This window comes from Methylobacterium sp. Leaf91 (assembly GCF_001422815.1).
Classification (GTDB): Bacteria; Pseudomonadota; Alphaproteobacteria; order Rhizobiales; family Beijerinckiaceae; genus Methylobacterium.
The window spans coordinates 93,464-109,960 of record NZ_LMMP01000006.1; the positions used below are offsets into that span (position 1 = coordinate 93,464).

Sequence of the window (16,497 nt, forward strand, 5' to 3'; positions counted from 1 at the left end):
GGGCGTGCCACCTCAAGCGCGGGGAAGCCACGCCCCTGGCCTGACGAGCGCAGGCGTGGATCACGGCTTGGTTTCGCCGAGCGCCGCCTCTGCCGCCAGCGCCCTCTCCTTCCAAGCATCCCGTTCCGCGAGGGCCTCCTTGAGGGCGAGTTCGGCGCGCTGTGCCCGCGTGGCGCTGGCCGAGGCCAGGGCCTGCGCCCGTTCGCGGGCGCGGGTCTCGCCGGCCATCTGGACCTTGAGGTCGCGCGGCGTTGCCATGGTCGTGTCCGTTCTCGTCGGGGAGGGAAGTGGCAGGATGCCTCGCCGGCGCCGGTTGTGCCAGATCCATGACGTGACGCGAAGGCGCGGAAATCCTGTGCCTGCACCCCGTGGCCGCGTAGCGGAGCCCGGGATCCAGAAACGCAGGAAGTTCAGAACTTTGCCCTGCCGGCGGCGGCATGTCATGGCGGTCGCCCTGCCCCGTTTGGGGGTGGGGTGTCCTCAGGGCGACGGATGCGGGTCGTTGGCCAGCCGGATCGGTTCGCCGTGCGGGGTCGCGGCGGCGGCACGCAGGAAGGCGTCGCTGCGGGCCTGGACGCTCGCGGAATCGGTGACACCGCGTTCGGCGAGCAGGGCTTCCAGAGTCGCGAGCCAGCGTCCGTAATCGGCGGCCGCCTCCGGCCCGCCTTCCGGGCGGATGCTGCGTCCGAGGGCGTGCGCCCACTCCTCCTGCGTGAACAGGCCCCGCTCCTGCAGGGCGACCACCAGGGCGAAGACCTGCGCCTCCCACGGTTCTGCGAACGGTCCCGGATCGTCGGGCCGGCAAATCGGGCTCATGACGCCGCTCCCGGCAGGAGATACCCCTCGAAGGCGGCCACGGTGACGCGCCCGCCCGGGTCGGCGCTCGCCCCCCATAGTTCGGTGGCCTCGAACCCCACCGTGTAGAGCCATTGCGGCGGGGCCTCCCGGCCCTGCGCGCTGGCATCGGGCAGGACGAAGGCGCCGTGGACCCGCTCGATGACGCCACGCCGGCCCCGGACGTAACGCGGCAGGCGGGTGTGGCCAATGGGGTGGTCGTTGCGGGTCAAGACGGGGTCGCGTACCGCATATAGAGCCGGCGCATCCGGCGGCCGGTCGCTGGGAAATCCCGCGGAGAAGCGGGGCGGGATCTCCTCGGCGCGCAGCACCCGTTTCACCGGGCTCGCCGGCCCGGCGCTGGCGCCCGCGGCGATTTCCTCTTGCGTGGCAAGGCCATGGGCGACGACCTGCGCTTCGAGGGCGGCGAGCCAGATCTCGTAATAGCTCGACGACAGGTACTCCGCCGGGGGCAGCGATTCCCGCGCGGCGCGGCTGCCGTCCAGGGTCCAGGTACCGGTATAGCCCACCGCCAGAGCCAAGGCGAAGACGCGCCGTTCCCATTCCGCATGAAAAACCGGCTCGTTCGCCTCCGGCATGACGGTGCCGAATCCGTGGGCGCCGCCGAGATCCTGCGCTCCGTTCATTGGGCCGTCTCCGGGGCGAGCGGCAGCCCGGTGCCGATCATGCAATCGCGCGTGACCAGGGCGGCGAGCTCGGCCTCGGTCAGGGATTCGGTGCCGGCGGGCCGCAGGGGCAGGACCATGAACCGGGTCTCGGCGGTGGAATCCCACACGGTGATGCGGGTCGCCTCGGGAAGGGTGAGGCCGAACTCGGCGAGGACCCCGCGCGGGTCGAGGACGGCGCGGGCGCGGTAGGGCGGCGCCTTGTACCAGACCGGCGGCAGCCCGAGCACCGGCCAGGGATAGCAGGAACACAGGGTGCAGACGACGAGGTTGTGGCTGTCGGCCGTGTTCTCGACCACCACCATATGCTCGCCCCCGCGCCCCCCGATGCCGAGTTCCGCGATGGCCGGGGTCCCGTCGGCGAGGAGCCGGTCGCGATAGGCCGGATCGGTCCAGGCGCGGGCGACGACGCGGGCGCCGTTATGGGGGCCGATGCGGGTCTCGTACATTTCGACCAGCGCGTCGAGGGCGTCGGCCTGGACGTAGCCCTTCTCCAGAAGCAGCGATTCCAGCGCCCTCACCCGCGCCTCGATGGGGGTGAGGCTGCTGCCATCCGCGTGGTCCGGATGGTCATGGTGATGGTCGTGATCGTGCGCCATGGCGTCTCGTCCTGTGCCCGGAACGGCTTTCAAGTCGGTTGTCCGGCCCGGAGGCGAGCAAGCACGGGGCGCGCCGGGCATTGTGCGAGGGCCAGTCTGATACCGGAGAGGCACCGTGTCGACACCACTTCGCAGTTCGTCAGCGCACGGCTTCGATGGCCTCCTGGGCATCGCGGTGATCCTCCGCGGTGGCCTCGGGCTTCTCCTGCCGGGCGGGGGCCTGTGGCGCGGCGCAGAGGCTGACCGTGATCGGGAAATGGTCCGAGCCGACGCCGGGCAGCCGTTCCATGTGGCCGAGCAGGAAGTGCTCGCTGAAGAAGACATGGTCGAGGGGCCAGCGCATCACAGGCCATTGCGCGTGGAAGGTCGCGAACAGGCCGCGGCCCCGGCGCGGATCGAGCAAGCCGCTGATACTCTGGAACAATTGGGTCGTGCGGGACCAGGCCACGTCGTTGAGATCGCCGGCGACGATGGTGGGACCCGGCGCCTCCGCCACTTCGCGGGCGACGATCACCAGTTCGGCGTCGCGCGGCGCGCTGCTGTGGCCGGGATGCGGGGGGCGCGGATGCAGGCCATGGAGCCTCACCGTCTCGCCGTCCGGCAGCACAACCTGGGTGCGCAGCGACGGCACGTCGTCCTGGAGCAGGAAGCGGATTTCGGGGCCGCGCAGGGGCAGGCGCGAATAGAACAACAGGCCGTAGGTGTTGTCCTGCGGCTGCTCGACCCGGTTCGGGTAGAGCGCGCGCAATGGAGACATGGCCTCCTGCCAGGCGGAATCGGTCTCCAGCAGCAGGACGAGATCGGGCGAGCGACGCGTGACGAGATCGAGGGCCGCGCCGTAATTCCTGTTCGTTTGCAATACGTTGAGCACCACGAGGCTGAGCCGGGCTCCCGGCTCGCAGGCCGTGGCCGCCTTCGCCTGGGTGGCGGCGAGCGGCGTGAAGGGCAGGATGTAGCGGACCTGCATGACCAAAGCCGCCGCCATGGCGAGGGCGAGGATGAGGGAGGTCGTGTCCCTGGAGACCGGAAGGAGGCCGGCGAGGCAGGCCGCCAGCGCCACCGCGATCTGCAGCCGGGGGAAGTCCAGGCTGCGGACGAAGCCGAGATTGGTCTCGATCAGGGGCAGCACCGTCGCGGCCACCAGCAGACCGGCGATGCCCTGCAGGGCGAGCGTGAGATACGTCAAACCTGGTCTCCGCCGCCGTGCGCCCGTCAGGGAGCCGCCCAACCGGGCCATTCAATGGGCCATGCCGCGTCGTCTCGCGCGACCGCCAAGCGGCCCCGTATGACCGCCATGCGACCCCCGTTTCGACCGCCACGCGACCCGGTTTCGAGGGGCGCCTGACAATCGACGGATTCCGGTGGCGGTTCCGGCCTATTCCACCGTCACGGATTTGGCGAGGTTGCGCGGCTGGTCCACGTCTTTGCCCATGAAAACGGCCGTGTGGTAGGCGATGAGCTGGATCGGCACCGCGTAGACGATGGGAGACACGACCGGGTCGAGGTCGGGCATGGTCACCGTCGCCATGGTGTCGAGGCCGGCCGCCGCCGCGCCCTTGGCGTCGCCGATGAGGATGATGCGGCCGCCGCGCGCGGCGACCTCCTGCATGTTCGACACCGTCTTCTCGAAGATCGCGTCGTGCGGCGCGATGACGATGACCGGCACGCTCTCGTCGATGAGGGCGATGGGGCCGTGCTTGAGCTCGCCGGCGGCGTAGCCCTCGGCGTGGATGTAGCTGATCTCCTTGAGCTTCAGCGCGCCTTCCATCGCCATCGGGTAGCTCGTGCCGCGGCCGAGATAGAGCACGTCGCGGGCCTTCGAGACCTCACGGGCGAGAAGCTCGATCTCGCCTTCCAGCTTGGTCGCGTCCGCCATCAGGCCCGGCACGGTGATGAGCGCGTCGACGAGTTCGCGCTCGCGCTCGGCGCTTAGGGTGCCCCGCGCCCGGCCCGCCGCGATGGCGAGGCACAGGAGCACCGTGAGCTGGCAGGAGAAGGCCTTGGTGGAGGCCACGCCGATCTCGGGGCCGGCGAGCGTCGGCACCACGGCCGAAGCCTCGCGGGCAATGGTGGAGGTCGGCACGTTGACCACCGCCAGGGTGTGCTGGCCTTGGCTCTTGGCGTAGCGCAGGGAGGCCAGGGTGTCGGCGGTCTCGCCCGATTGCGAGATGACGAGGGTCAGGCCGGCCTTATCGAGGGGCGGCTCGCGGTAGCGCGCCTCGGAGGCGACGTCGATCTCCACGGGTAGCCGCGCCAGGGATTCGAACCAGTATTTCGCCACCAGCCCGGCATAATAGGCGGTGCCGCAGGCGGTGATCGAGAGCCGCGAGAGATCCTTGAAATCGAACGGCAGCGCCTCGGGCAGGGCGACCCGGCCATTGGCGAGGTCGACGTAATGGGCCAGCGTGCGGCCCACCACCTCGGGCTGCTCGTGGATTTCCTTGGCCATGAAGTGGCGGTGATTGCCTTTCTCGACCCGGTAGGCCTGGGCGACGATGCGCTGGCGCTGGCGCGAGACCGGATTGCCGTCGATGTCGCGGATCGCGGCGCCCTCGCGGGTCAGCACCGCCCAGTCGCCCTCCTCCAGATAGGTGATCTCCTCGGTGAAGGGGGCGAGGGCGAGGGCGTCCGAGCCCAGATAGGTCTCGCCATCGCCGAAGCCGATGGCCAGGGGCGCACCGTGGCGGGCGCCGATGAGGAGATCGTCGTGGCCGGTGAAGATGAAGGCCAGGGCGAAGGCACCGCGCAGGCGCGGCAGGGCGGCGGCCACGGCCTCCACCGGGCCCAGGCCCTTGTCCATCTCGGCGCTGACGAGCTGGGCCACGACCTCCGTGTCGGTCTCGCTCTCGAAGCGCACGCCGCTGGCCTGCAACTCGGCCTTCAGCTCGCGGAAATTCTCGATGATGCCGTTATGGACGACGGCCAGCCGCGCCGTGGCATGGGGGTGGGCATTGGTCTCGTTCGGCCGGCCATGGGTGGCCCAGCGGGTATGGCCGATGCCGATGGCGCCGGGCAGCGGCTCGTCGCGCAGCCTGAGTTCGAGGTTGGAGAGCTTGCCCTCGGCGCGGCGGCGATCCAGCTGGCCATTGGCCAGGGTGGCGACGCCGGCCGAATCGTAGCCGCGATATTCGAGGCGGCGCAGGGCTTCGACCACCTGTCCCGCCACCGCCTCATGCCCGACGATGCCAACGATTCCACACATGGTCGCTACTTCTCATACGAGTGGGCTTGGCCGGGGAGCGGAAGGCTCGTGCCTCCGGTAGTCCCGGACCGGGATCGTGGCGGCGGCCACGCAAGGCGTGGCCCACACCTTCCAGAACCGCCTTGTATCGGATCGGGACGCCTCGCCGCCAGCCATCCCGTCACTGTGCCGCTTGGGCGGCATGGCCTATCCTCATTCTCACCATCAAGAATGTAAGACAAAATCATGATAAAAAAGAGGTTTATGACTCTGGTGAGGCGTTCTGCAGGTGCAGCATGCGCCGGATGTCTTGTTGCAAAGCGATGCCGGTCAGCGTCATGGACGGTCAGGGCGCGAGCTCGCCCATGCTCGTGAGGTGAATCACGCCTTTGCCGGGCAACTCCACACGCAGTTCCAGCTTGCCTCCCGCCGCTTCCACGAACCGACGCAGCGTCGAGAGGTAGAGGTCGGTCTGACGCTCCATCTTGAGAACGGCGGGCTGCGTGATGCCCAGCTCCCGTGCGATGTCTTCCTGACTGCGGTCAGCGAGCAGACGCAGCGCCTTGAGCCCGTCGATCTCGGCCTTCATCTCGTCGGCGCGAGCCTGAATTCGCGCATGACGGTCGGGCGGCATTGCGGCGATCACCTGTTCCATCGTCCGTGCCATTCTATCGCTCCCGCGCTGCCAGGTGGTCCTCGAACCGATCGTCCGCCCTGGCGATGAGTCCCTTGTAGAAACGCTTTTGCGCCACCCCGGCCTTGTCACCCGCGATCAGGAGGATGGCTTGCCGCTCCGGATCGAAGGCGAAGGCGACCCGCCATACTCCCTATCCTCGGCCCGGAACCGCAATTCCTTCATATTGGCATGCCGGGACCCCGAAAGCTTGTCGACATGCGGGCGCCCGAGCGCAGGTCCGTACTCCATGAGAAGCAGCGATAAGGCTGCAATCGTGTCTTGGACCGGCCCAGGCAACGCTTCGTATTCAGGATCGAATGCATCGTGCAGCACCACGGTCCAGGACATCTGGAACTATAACCTCCAGGTTATGGAAAAGCCAGATTATGCGATGAAGCCAGCTTCAGTTCAGCGCCTCGTGCAGGCACCGGCGACGGAGCGGAGTCGTCCTCAGAGTCCCGAGGATCGCTTGGCGGCCTTCATCGCCTGCAATGCCGCCCGCATCCCGCTGGCCATACCCTCGATGATGCGTTGGCGGCTACGGGCGATGGCGAGGGCATCGGCCGGCACCGAATGCGTAATGACCGAGCCCGCGCCGACGATGGCGCCGGCCCCGACGCTCACGGGCGCCACCAGGGCGGTGTTCGAGCCGATGAAGGCGCCGGCCCCGATCTCGGTCCGGTGCTTGTTCACCCCGTCGTAATTGCAGGTGATGGTGCCGGCCCCGACATTCGCGCCCGGCCCGATCTCGGCATCGCCGAGATAGGTCAGGTGGTTGGCCTTGGCGCCCTCGCCGAGGCGGGCGTTCTTCATCTCGACGAAATTGCCGATACGCGAGCCGGTCTCCAGCACCGCGCCGGGGCGAAGCCTCGCATAGGGGCCGATGCTGACGCCCTCTGCCAGGGTCGCGCCTTCGAGATGCGAGAAGGCATGAATCACGCAACGGTCGCCGACCGTCACGTGGGGGCCGAACACCACATGAGGTTCCACGAGAACGTCCCGGCCCAACACCGTGTCGACGCTGAAGAAAACCGTTTCCGGCGCCACCAGGGTGGCCCCGCTGATCTGGGCCGCGCGGCGCAGCCGCGCCTGGATCGTCGCCTCGGCGACGCTGAGCTGGACCCGGTCGTTGACGCCCTGCGCCTCGGCCTCGTCCACGGGCACCACCGCCACGGCGAGCCCGTCGTCCACGGCGAGGGCGACCGCGTCCGGCAGGTAGTACTCGCCCGCCGCGTTGGCGTTGCCGATCCGCGTGAGCAGGGCGAGGGCATGGGGGCCGGACAGTGCCATAAGTCCGGCATTGCACAGGGTGACGGCGCGTTCCTCCGCGCTCGCATCCTTCTCCTCGCGGATGGCGAGTACGCGCCCGCCCTCCGTCAGCACCCGTCCGTAGCCGATGGGATTCTCCGCCGTGAAAGCCAGCACCGCCACCGCCGCCCCATCGGCCAGGGGCGCGCGCAGGCGGGTGAGGGTGGCCCCCGTGACGAGGGGAGTGTCGCCGAACGCGATCACCACGTCGTCGGAGCCCGCCTCCAGGGCCTCGCGGGCGGCCAGAACCGCATGGGCGGTGCCGAGGCGCTCCACCTGCGGATGGACCGAGGCTCCGGGTGCGGCCCGCGCGATCTCGGCGGCCACCGCCTCCTGCCCCGGCTCAACCACCACGGCGATGCGGGTCGCCCCGGCTTCGCGAGCGGCGGCGAGAACATGGCCGAGCATGGTCCGCCCGGCCACCGCGTGCAGCACCTTGGGCAGGTCGGACCGCATCCGCGTGCCCTTGCCGGCGGCGAGCACGATGGCCGTGAGGCTGCGTCCGCCCGTCCTGGCGGGCTCGGTCGAATGGGGGGTCTGCGCCGTCATCGTCGCTCCGCCGCTGTCGAGCCGGGGGCCGGCTCGCGTCCTATCCGGCTGCGCTACTGTGTGGCTTGTCGGGTAGCAAGCCTGCGTGGCCGGTGAGCCGGAGGCGCGGACGCAGATCCGGTCCGAACCGTCTGGGTCATCAGCTCTTGCATCAGCTCTTGAGGATCAGGGTGATCAGCACGGCGGCCACGCATACGAACATGACGACCCCAAGGACCAGGCTCGCCAGGGTGGTGGTGGAGATATAGGTGCCGGCGACGGTTCCCAGCATGCGCGTGACACCGCCTCCCGCCGGGGAGGCGGCGTCACCGGGGTGGCCGCATCCCGGACAGGCCACGGCTTGCGCGGAGACCTGTCGCGAGCAGGCAGGGCATGGGATGAGCGCCATGAGGTGCCTCGTAAGAGGTGAACGACCCCTGGAATCTGTCACAAGCGCGGCTATTCGGCCAGTCCGGCACCCTTATCGCCCCTCGCCGCCCCTCGCCGCCGTTCCCGGCCGAACTGCTTGCCTGCCGGGAAAATCCGCGTTCCGTTGAACGGTTTCGGTTCCTTCCGGCTTAAGGTTGGGTTCGGGCCGTGCCGTGGTAAAGCCGGGACATACTGCATCGCACCCCGCGCCTTCCCGCGCCGACATTACAGGTCCAATGACGCCGACGATTCCGGGACTTCGCCGCGCCGTGACAGAACCCTCCTCCGATGATCCCGTGGTGACGGGACCGCAGGACCGGAGCCGCCGGGAGCTTTTCTTGCAGGCGAGCGCCGCCGCGCTGGCTCTCTCCCTCCCCGGCACCGCCTCGACCGCCTGGGCGGACGATGCCCCCGCCCTCCCCGCCGAGGGCGCGCCGTTCCTCGGCCATACGGTGCCCGACCTCGCCCGCGAGCTTGCCAAACGCCCCTATGCCGCCCCCCGCACCGACGACCTGCCCGGCGCCCTGACCGGGCTCAACCGCGAGCAGTACAACGCCATCCGGACCGTGCCGGGCAGCGCGATTTGGGCGAACGAGGCCTTCGGCTTCACCCTCGAGCCCCTGCATCGCGGCTCGGTCTTCACCGGCCGCGTGGCCCTGGCCCTGGTGGAGGACGGCACGGTGCGGCCGCTGGCCTACGACCGCGCCCGGTTCGAGGCGGAGGGCATCGCCCTGCCCGAGTTCAAGGACGATCCCGGCTATTCGGGCCTGCGCATCCGCGCCCGGTTCGATGGCGGCGAACTCACCGATTTCGCCACCTTCCAGGGGGCGTCGTTCTTCCGCCTCGTCGCCACCGGCCAGGGCTTCGGCGTCACCGCGCGCGCCCTCACCCTGCGCCCCGCCGATTCACGCGGCGAGGAGTTCCCCGAACTCCGTGCCATCTGGGTCGAGCGGCCGGGCCCCGGCGGCCCGCTGGTGCTGCATTGCCTCGTCGATTCCCCCTCGGCCACCGCTTCCCTGAGGATGAGCCTGCGGCCCGGCGGCGATTCGCTCTGCGATGTCGAGGGCACGGTGTTCGCGCGCGCGGCTATCGACCATCTCGGTCTCGGCGGCATGACTACGAGCTACCTCTTCGGCCCCTACGACCGGCGCGGTGCCGACGATGCCCGCGCCGGCGCCTATGCCTCCACCGGCCTGCAGATCCGCACCGGTGCCAATGAGGCGATCTGGCGTCCCGCGCGCAACCCGGAGACGCTGCAGGTCTCGTCCTTCGTCGACGAGAACCCCAAAGGGTTCGGCCTGATGCAGCGGGCGCGCAGCTACGCCGATTTCGAGGACGACGTGCAGCATTGGGAGTGGCGCCCGTCGCTTTGGCTCGAGCCGTTCGGCAATTGGGGGCCGGGGGCGGTGACGCTCCTCGAGATCCCGAGCGATTCCGAGTTCAACGAGAACATCCTGGCCTATTGGCGGCCGAAGGCGACGCTGGCGGCGGGCACCGAGCATGCGTTCAGCTATCGCCAGCACTGGTGCTGGCAGCCGCCGGAGGCGCCGCCCGTGGCGCTCGTCTCCGGCACCCGCAGCGGCAAGGCGCCGGGGAGCAACCGCCGCCTCTTCCTGGTGGATTTCACCGGTGACATCCTGTTCGCCGATCCCGACCTGCAGCCGACGCTCCTGACCTCGCCCGGCACGGTGGCGGCCCCGACCCTCTATCGCTATCCCGACCGTAAGACGGTGCGGGTCTCCTTCGAGCTCGACACGGGCGGCGGGAAGTCCTGCGAACTGCGCCTCGTGCTCAAGCGCGGGGAGGCCTCCGTCACCGAAACCTGGCTCTACCGGTGGACACCCTGAACACGCACGCGCTTCCCCCCACCGCCCCGGCTTCCTTCCGGCCCGCGATGCCGCCCGAAGCCCCGCTGCCCATGCCGGTGCAGGCGCTCGACCGCTGGGACCCCGCATCTGGGCACCGTCCGGCCAAGCCCGCACGGCGGCCCTGGGCCGCCCGCGCCTTCGTCTTCGGCGGGGCGGCGCTGCTCACCGCCTATGGCGCCCTGGAGATGTACGAGGTCGTGGCCGTCTCGGGCGGGACGACGGCGCTGCAATATGTGCTGCTCGTGCTCTTCACCCTGAACTTCTCTTGGATCGCCCTCTCCTTCATGAGCGCGATCCTGGGCTTCGCCACGCTCCTGCGCCGGCCGAAGGCGCCGCTTCCGCCGACCCGGCTCGCCACGAAGACCGCCATCGTCATGCCGGTCTACAACGAGGCCACCGCCCGCACCTTCGCGGCCGTGGAAGCCATGCGGGCGGAGATCGACGCCACCGGCCTCGGCGAGGCCTTCGACTATTTCGTCCTGTCGGACTCGACGGTGGGCGATGCCTGGATCGCCGAGGAGCGCGCCTTCCTCGATCTGCGCGAGCGCTGGGGCGAGGATGCGCGGCTCTATTACCGGCACCGGGCGAAGAACCACCACCGCAAGGCCGGCAATATCGGCGACTTCGTCTCGCGCTGGGGCGGGGCCTACGACCACATGCTGGTGCTCGACGCCGACAGCCTGATGACCGGTCCTTGCGTGGTCCATCTCGCCGCCGCCATGGAGGCGGACCCGGATTCCGGCATCATCCAGTCGCTGCCGCTCATCATCAACCGCAACACCCTGTTCGCCCGCGTCCAGCAATTCGCCGCCCGCATCTACGGCCCGGTCATCGCCACGGGCCTCTCCGTCTGGTCGGGCCGCGACGGCAATTACTGGGGCCACAACGCCATCATCCGCACCCGCGCCTTCGCGGAGGCCTGCGGCCTGCCCGACCTCAAGGGCAAACCCCCCTTCGGCGGCCACATCCTCAGCCACGATTTCGTCGAGGCGGCGCTGATCCGGCGGGCCGGCTGGAGCGTGACCATGCTGCCCGCCCTGCCCGGCTCCTACGAGGAGAGCCCGCCCTCCCTCATCGACGTCGCGGTGCGCGACCGGCGCTGGGCGCAAGGCAACCTCCAGCACAGCCGCGTCATCGGGGCGGCGGGCCTGACGCTGGCTTCGCGCCAGCATTTCGCCACCGGCATCGCCGGCTACGTCGCCTCACCGCTCTGGCTCGGCCAGCTCGTGGTCGGTATCGCCCTGGTGCTCCAGACCGCCTATGTGCGGCCGGAATACTTTACCTCCGAATTCGGGCTCTACCCGGTCTGGCCGCGCTTCGACCCCGTGCGCGCGCTCCAGCTGTTCGGGCTCACCATGGGCATCCTGCTGGCGCCGAAGCTCCTGGGGCTGATCCTCGCCCTCATCGACGGGCCGGTGCGCCGGGCCTCGGGCGGCGCCATCCGCCTCGTCCTGTCGAGCCTGATCGAGACGATCCTCTCCGCCCTCATCGCCCCCATCGCCATGCTGATCCAATCCGGCTCGGTGTTCGAGATCCTGGTCGGGCGCGATACCGGCTGGAACCCGCAGCGGCGCGACGACGGCTCGATACCCTTGCGCGACATCGTCCGCCGCCACCGCTGGCACATGGTGCTGGGACTGGTGACTGGCATCGCCGCCTTCGCCATCGCCACCTCGCTGTTCCTCTGGATGTCGCCCACCATCCTCGGCCTTGTCCTGGCGATCCCGATCTCCTGGGCGAGCGGCCAGCTCTCCTGGGGCCTCGCCCTCAAGCGCCTTGGCCTGCTGATGACCCCGGAGGAGCGCGACCCGCCCGCCATCGCCGTCACCGCCGGGACGCTCGCCGCCCGCAACGCCGAGGCCGGCCTCGACGACTCGGATGCGATCCGCGCCCTCCACGCCGATGCGGGCTTCGCCGAGGCCCATGCCCTGATGCTGCCCGAGATGCCCCAACGCCCCCGCGGCGTGATCGACACCGACCGCGCCCTCGCCCAGGCCAAGGTGGTGGAGGCCGAGACCGTCGCCGAGGCCGCCGAGTGGCTCAGCCCCAAGGAGCGCATGGCCCTCCTCCACGACCGCGCCCTCCTCGACCGCCTCACCCGCCTCGCGCCCGCGTGAGCTACGATCGTCACGCCTGTCGCGGGATGCGCTGACGAGCCCTCCTCCCCAGCGGATCTCGGGCCTGCCCGAGATCCGTCGAGCTTGTGGGGAGGAGTTGGAGGTGGGGGTGGTCGGGCGACCCTCAAGCTGCGGAGGCTGGCGGAGCCACCCCCACTCCTAACCTCTCCCCACAAGGGGGAGAGGGACGCGGTCTGCCAACGAGGGCAGATGTGTGAATCCGGTAGCCCGCGTGAGACGGGGGGATCGACCGTGCCCGGAGCTCGTTTCCACGAGAGCCCGCGGATCCGGGCGGCCGATGCCGGCCCCCTGCCCGCTCGGCGGCCGATCCGGAAGGTCAGTCGGCGCTTCCCGAATCGGGTGCCTTGGCGAGACGGTCCGCCAGGGAGGCCTCGTACTGGATGAGGTCCTTGCCCCGCTTCATCGCCCGGTAGAAGTCCCGCGCCGCCACGTGGGCGTTGATGTCCCGGACATAGGGAGCCGTGGTCGGTACCGCCTCGAGCAATTCGCTCGCCTGGGCCACGAACAGGTTCTCGATCTCCGACACGTCGTCGGAGAGATAGAGCACCGTGAGAGTCAGGTAGAGGCGCTTGCAGGCCGTATCGGCCTCGCTCTCCGTGATGATGTCGGATTCGCGCAGGAACTTCGTCATCGTCTCGATGACGAAACTCGACCGCCGGGACCCGTTGCGGATCGCGGCCCCGCCGATCAGCAACCGCTCGAACGGCTTGAGTTCGATCTTCAGGGGCATGACCGGTCCTTCGGGCTCGGGCGGGATCATCGGTCCGGACGGTTAACAATACGTCACCGCTTTGGCCGGGGTTGCTTCGCGGAATCCGGCATCGCCCGGAGGTCGCGAAGATGAGGAGAATGCAGCGGATCTCCCACATGTTTCGTTGACTGTCCGCCTTAAGACCTTCGCAACGTCCTCGTGGTTTGGTGACGCTGCATCCAAAAAAGGGGTGCTTCCAGATCAGAATGGATCAGACCTCATGTCTTCAGGCATCACCCTCACCTCTGCGACCCGCCAGAACCTGCTCTCGCTGCAGGGCACCGCCGATCTGCTGACCCAGACCCAGAACCGTCTGTCGACCGGCAAGAAGGTCAACTCGGCCCTCGACGATCCGACGAGCTTCTTCACCTCGCAGTCCCTGTCCGGCCGCTCGGGCGATCTCGGCTCGCTCCTCAACGGCATCTCGAACGGCGTCCAGACGATCCAGGCCGCCAACCAGGGCATCACCTCGATCCAGAAGCTGGTCGACTCGGCCAAGTCCACCGCCAACCAGGCGCTGGCCGACAAGAGCTCCGTTTCGAATGGAACCCCGGCGACCGCTGCCGCGCTCACCGCCAGTGTTGGTTACCAGGGCAGCACCACCGCCGCAGTCGATGGCACCCAGAATTTCTCGGGTAGCAATAGCCTGGTGTTCACGGTCTCTGGCGGAAGCGCTGCGAGCGTCGCGACGCCATCGACGATTACTCTCAATGCCTCCACCCTCGGCGGCCTGACCAGCGACCTGACGAAGGTGACCGCCGACACCATCGTGACGGCGATCAACAACCAGCTCGCCAACGATGCCGTGCCGTCGGGCGTCACCGCATCGAAAACGACCGACGGCCGTATCGTGTTCACCACGACCGACACGGGTGCCGATTCCGCGGTGACCCTCACCAATACGTCCGGCGCCGTCGACATCGGTTTCGGCGTCGGAACGACGGCCCAGACGGCAACAGGCGCTGATGCCAAGAACAGCGCGAAAGCCGCCGTCGTTTCCGGCGAAGTGCTTGCGACGACGATCGATCTATCCGGCACTGCCGTTGCGCCGAGCTTCGAAATCCAGCTCGGCTCGGGTGCCAAGAAGTCCATCACCGTCGCCGACGGTGCGACGGCAAACGCCACCACGCAGGCTGAAATCGCGACCTCGATCAACGCTCAGCTCAATGCCGACACCGGTTTCGCCGGAAAAGTCACCGCCAGCTTCGTGGACAACCGGCTTACCTTCACGTCGACGGGAACCGGTACCTCGGAGAAGATCACCCTCAGCAACGCGGCCGGCACCAACATCGGCTTCGGCACCGCCGGTGCAACGGGCACGCCGGTCGTCGGCTCAGGCTCGGGCTCTGCCAGCGGCACCAACGCGACCCGCACCTCGCTCGCCAAGCAGTTCAACACCCTGCTCGATCAGATCACCCAGCAGGCGAAGGACTCGAGCTACAACGGCATCAACCTGCTGTACCGCTCGGGCACCGACAAGGCCGAGAACTCGCTGAAGGTCACCTTCAACGAGACGGGTTCTTCGAACCTGAACATCGAAGGCGCCAAGCTCGATTCCGATGGTCTGGGCCTTGCCTCGGCCACCGGCGGCTTCCAGTCCGACGATGAGATCAATACGGCTCTGACGGCCCTGACCGCTGCCACCAGCCAGCTTCGCGCCCAGTCCTCGACCTTCGGCTCCAACCTCTCGGTGGTGCAGAACCGTCAGGACTTCTCGAAGAACCTGATCAACATCCTCGACACCGGCTCGGCCAACCTGACGAACGCGGACCTCAACGAGGAAGCCGCCAACTCCCAGGCCCTGTCGACCCGCCAGTCGATCGGCATCTCGGCCCTCTCGCTCGCCAACACGGCGCAGCAGGGCATCCTGCAGCTTCTCCGCTAAGCGGATCAGCCATCACGACACTAAGCGGCCGGGGGAAACCCCGGCCGTTTTCGTTCGCGCCGCGTCCCGGCCCCGGCCGGATGGAGATTCTCGCGGGACGACCGCGCGGACCGTCACGATCCGACAGATAAGGGCGGTTCGGTCTCGCTGCCGCCGCCGCCACGGGCGACGCTGCCCCGCATGCGGCCGGGGACAAGGCCGCCGGATGACGGGATCGAGCCCGTTCAGCGACGGACGACAGCCCAGGCGTCGGCGAAGGCACGCCATCGCGCCTTCCCAACGGCTTGGAAGGATGGCCGAGTGGTTCGAGGAAGCGGACTTCAGATTCGCTCCCGGCCATTCCCCACAGTCCCTCGAGATCAGCGACAGTATTGCCCGGGCTCGGTCTTTCGATCCGAAGGCGTTCGCTCGCCGTTCTCTGCCCCTGCCCGTATCGAGGCGTTGGGCGGGCCAAAGGCGGTAGCACTCGTCCGGCCTCTGGCCCGCCGCCGAACGGCCGCCGGAGCGGAGCTCAGTTCGGCTCTGTCCCACCCGCGGGTGGCTTCTGCTCCGTGCAGACGATGGGGTGCTTGGACTGGTCGGTCCACGTGACTTCCTGGCCCTTGCCGCGCAGTTCGTGGGTGTCGTCGCCGTAGCGAAACCCTGAGCCCGAAGGCTGCGCCGGCAGAGTGATCTCCGGCCCTTCGGGAGGCCGGACGATCGCAGGCTGTGCCGGGTCGGAGGTGACGAACTCGACCGTGAGCAAGACGTCCTTCGGGCACGAGAAGATCACCCGCTTCGTCGTTGCCCCCTCGCTGGCGGTCGCCCGGGACAGCGTCTTGTCGGGGGCCTCTGCGTGAGCCTGGATCGACATGCCGAGCATGACGGCGGCAACGAGAAACGGCGACACGGTGTGAAGGCGCATCATCGAGAGCATCTCCGAGTTCAGCCTGATCGGCCGGAGGGCTGAGGACGCGCCCGACCGGAGGTCCCGTCAAGGATACGACCGCTCGGGATCATGATGATGGGCCAAAGCTCAGGGGCTCCTCCAGATCCCGATCACCGCTCCTCGCCCATGACGATCCGACACGGGCCGCCAAGAGGGCCTCCATCGACGTCTCTCCATCCGCGTCCGGCTCAACGTCAGTATCGGTCTCCCGATCGGCATCCACTTCGGCTGAGAGCGCTCCGGCGTGGCTGGCCCGCCCGTTCGAGGGGGCGAAAGACCGGAGTGGAACCAGCCTGCGAGCCATTACTGTTGTTCCGTCGAGGACGCCTCAGGTGAGGGCGACCGCAGGAGGCATGTCCATGCAGAGCAAGCTCACGAAGACGATCATCGGGGCTGTCATCGCCGTGGCTCTCGCGGCTGCCGTGTCCTATGGGCTCATCAACCAGCAGACGGCGGATCAGCTGCAGACCAAGGCGAACCAGACGCTGTCGGACGACCAGGCTGCCCCCGGCACGGCGCCTCGGCAGCCGGCCCCGGCGCCGCAGGGTCCCAACCAGCAAGCGCCGGCGCAGCCGACCCCCACGCCCGCACCTCGGCAGTGAGGGGGGGGCGGCACGGACATCCGCACGCCGTCTCGGTTCGCCGGCTGAAACCGCCCGGTAACCCTCCGGCTTTAGGCCTCGTTA

16 protein-coding genes are annotated in these 16,497 nt (G+C 68.8%); 4 read left to right on the forward strand and 12 right to left on the reverse strand.

The window, feature by feature from the left end; translation table 11 throughout:
• Positions 1–60: 60 nt before the first annotated feature.
• The 10 genes from ASF32_RS07530 to ASF32_RS07575 all read right to left on the reverse strand — a co-directional run bounded on the left by ASF32_RS07530 (position 61) and on the right by ASF32_RS07575 (position 8,221).
• Complete coding sequence (locus ASF32_RS07530) at positions 61–258, reverse strand: hypothetical protein (RefSeq protein WP_056425783.1); 198 nt, start codon at positions 256–258, stop codon at positions 61–63.
• A 222-nt stretch (positions 259–480) separates the two neighbouring features.
• Complete coding sequence (locus ASF32_RS07535) at positions 481–816, reverse strand: nitrile hydratase accessory protein (protein ID WP_056425786.1); 336 nt, start codon at positions 814–816, stop codon at positions 481–483.
• Positions 813–1,481 (reverse strand): nitrile hydratase subunit beta, encoded by a 669-nt coding sequence (gene nthB / locus ASF32_RS07540; protein ID WP_056425789.1) that lies wholly within the window; start codon positions 1,479–1,481, stop codon positions 813–815. Before nthB ends, ASF32_RS07535 begins: the two co-directional genes overlap by 4 nt.
• The gene (gene nthA, locus ASF32_RS07545; protein ID WP_056425793.1) at positions 1,478–2,119 is read right to left on the reverse strand and encodes a nitrile hydratase subunit alpha; all 642 of its coding nucleotides are present in this window, start codon (positions 2,117–2,119) and stop codon (positions 1,478–1,480) included. Before nthA ends, nthB begins: the two co-directional genes overlap by 4 nt.
• A 139-nt stretch (positions 2,120–2,258) precedes the next feature.
• Positions 2,259–3,305, reverse strand: coding sequence for an endonuclease/exonuclease/phosphatase family protein (locus ASF32_RS07550; RefSeq protein WP_082490380.1), 1,047 nt, complete (start codon positions 3,303–3,305; stop codon positions 2,259–2,261).
• A 189-nt stretch (positions 3,306–3,494) separates the two neighbouring features.
• Positions 3,495–5,321: a glutamine--fructose-6-phosphate transaminase (isomerizing) gene (gene glmS, locus ASF32_RS07555; RefSeq protein WP_056425799.1), complete on the reverse strand. Its 1,827-nt coding sequence runs from the start codon at positions 5,319–5,321 to the stop codon at positions 3,495–3,497.
• A 325-nt stretch (positions 5,322–5,646) separates the two neighbouring features.
• On the reverse strand, positions 5,647–5,955 hold the full coding sequence (locus tag ASF32_RS07560; RefSeq protein ID WP_082490385.1) for an XRE family transcriptional regulator: 309 nt from the start codon (positions 5,953–5,955) through the stop codon (positions 5,647–5,649).
• A gap of 117 nt (positions 5,956–6,072) precedes the next feature.
• The gene (locus ASF32_RS07565; protein ID WP_348271420.1) at positions 6,073–6,324 is read right to left on the reverse strand and encodes a type II toxin-antitoxin system RelE/ParE family toxin; all 252 of its coding nucleotides are present in this window, start codon (positions 6,322–6,324) and stop codon (positions 6,073–6,075) included.
• 102 nt (positions 6,325–6,426) lie between these two features.
• Positions 6,427–7,833, reverse strand: a complete 1,407-nt coding sequence (glmU, locus tag ASF32_RS07570; RefSeq protein WP_056425804.1) for a bifunctional UDP-N-acetylglucosamine diphosphorylase/glucosamine-1-phosphate N-acetyltransferase GlmU — start codon at positions 7,831–7,833, stop codon at positions 6,427–6,429.
• A 151-nt stretch (positions 7,834–7,984) separates the two neighbouring features.
• Entirely contained in the window at positions 7,985–8,221 is a 237-nt protein-coding gene (locus ASF32_RS07575) for a hypothetical protein (protein WP_056425806.1), read from the reverse strand.
• 358 nt (positions 8,222–8,579) lie between these two features.
• On the opposite strand from ASF32_RS07575, the gene ASF32_RS07580 reads away from it, so the two are divergent.
• Together ASF32_RS07580 and mdoH are read left to right on the forward strand one after the other, a co-directional pair.
• Positions 8,580–10,088: a glucan biosynthesis protein D gene (locus ASF32_RS07580; RefSeq protein WP_244483603.1), complete on the forward strand. Its 1,509-nt coding sequence runs from the start codon at positions 8,580–8,582 to the stop codon at positions 10,086–10,088.
• Positions 10,076–12,226 carry a glucans biosynthesis glucosyltransferase MdoH gene (mdoH, locus tag ASF32_RS07585; protein ID WP_056425810.1) on the forward strand — a complete coding sequence of 717 codons (2,151 nt, stop codon included), beginning with the start codon at positions 10,076–10,078 and terminating at the stop codon, positions 12,224–12,226. The genes ASF32_RS07580 and mdoH overlap by 13 nt, the downstream gene beginning before the upstream one ends.
• Positions 12,227–12,563: 337 nt before the next feature.
• On the opposite strand, the gene ASF32_RS07590 is transcribed toward mdoH, so the two are convergent.
• Positions 12,564–12,977 carry a flagellar biosynthesis repressor FlbT gene (locus ASF32_RS07590; protein WP_056425938.1) on the reverse strand — a complete coding sequence of 138 codons (414 nt, stop codon included), beginning with the start codon at positions 12,975–12,977 and terminating at the stop codon, positions 12,564–12,566.
• A 241-nt stretch (positions 12,978–13,218) separates the two neighbouring features.
• On the opposite strand from ASF32_RS07590, the gene ASF32_RS07595 reads away from it, so the two are divergent.
• Positions 13,219–14,883: a flagellin gene (locus ASF32_RS07595; RefSeq protein WP_056425813.1), complete on the forward strand. Its 1,665-nt coding sequence runs from the start codon at positions 13,219–13,221 to the stop codon at positions 14,881–14,883.
• Positions 14,884–15,394: 511 nt separating this feature from the next.
• Here ASF32_RS07595 and ASF32_RS07600 read toward each other — a convergent pair.
• Positions 15,395–15,790 carry an MliC family protein gene (locus ASF32_RS07600; protein ID WP_244483604.1) on the reverse strand — a complete coding sequence of 132 codons (396 nt, stop codon included), beginning with the start codon at positions 15,788–15,790 and terminating at the stop codon, positions 15,395–15,397.
• A gap of 380 nt (positions 15,791–16,170) precedes the next feature.
• Between ASF32_RS07600 and ASF32_RS07605 the strand changes: the two genes are divergently transcribed.
• A complete protein-coding gene (locus ASF32_RS07605) occupies positions 16,171–16,413 on the forward strand; it encodes a hypothetical protein (RefSeq protein WP_056425941.1) in 243 nt (80 codons plus the stop codon).
• Positions 16,414–16,497 lie beyond the last annotated feature (84 nt).

Excerpts from the sequence above, each read along its gene's own strand:
- glmS (WP_056425799.1), bottom strand. The coding sequence starts at position 5,321 with ATGTGTGGAATCGTTGGCATCGTCGGGCATGAGGCGGTGGCGGGACAG.
- ASF32_RS07535 (WP_056425786.1), bottom strand. The coding sequence starts at position 816 with ATGAGCCCGATTTGCCGGCCCGACGATCCGGGACCGTTCGCAGAACCG.
- ASF32_RS07600 (WP_244483604.1), bottom strand. The coding sequence starts at position 15,790 with ATGATGCGCCTTCACACCGTGTCGCCGTTTCTCGTTGCCGCCGTCATG.
- ASF32_RS07560 (WP_082490385.1), bottom strand. The coding sequence starts at position 5,955 with ATGGAACAGGTGATCGCCGCAATGCCGCCCGACCGTCATGCGCGAATT.
- ASF32_RS07530 (WP_056425783.1), bottom strand. The coding sequence starts at position 258 with ATGGCAACGCCGCGCGACCTCAAGGTCCAGATGGCCGGCGAGACCCGC.
- nthB (WP_056425789.1), bottom strand. The coding sequence starts at position 1,481 with ATGAACGGAGCGCAGGATCTCGGCGGCGCCCACGGATTCGGCACCGTC.
- nthA (WP_056425793.1), bottom strand. The coding sequence starts at position 2,119 with ATGGCGCACGATCACGACCATCACCATGACCATCCGGACCACGCGGAT.
- ASF32_RS07595 (WP_056425813.1), top strand. The coding sequence starts at position 13,219 with ATGTCTTCAGGCATCACCCTCACCTCTGCGACCCGCCAGAACCTGCTC.
- glmU (WP_056425804.1), bottom strand. The coding sequence starts at position 7,833 with ATGACGGCGCAGACCCCCCATTCGACCGAGCCCGCCAGGACGGGCGGA.
- ASF32_RS07605 (WP_056425941.1), top strand. The coding sequence starts at position 16,171 with ATGCAGAGCAAGCTCACGAAGACGATCATCGGGGCTGTCATCGCCGTG.
- ASF32_RS07565 (WP_348271420.1), bottom strand. The coding sequence starts at position 6,324 with ATGTCCTGGACCGTGGTGCTGCACGATGCATTCGATCCTGAATACGAA.
- ASF32_RS07575 (WP_056425806.1), bottom strand. The coding sequence starts at position 8,221 with ATGGCGCTCATCCCATGCCCTGCCTGCTCGCGACAGGTCTCCGCGCAA.
- ASF32_RS07590 (WP_056425938.1), bottom strand. The coding sequence starts at position 12,977 with ATGCCCCTGAAGATCGAACTCAAGCCGTTCGAGCGGTTGCTGATCGGC.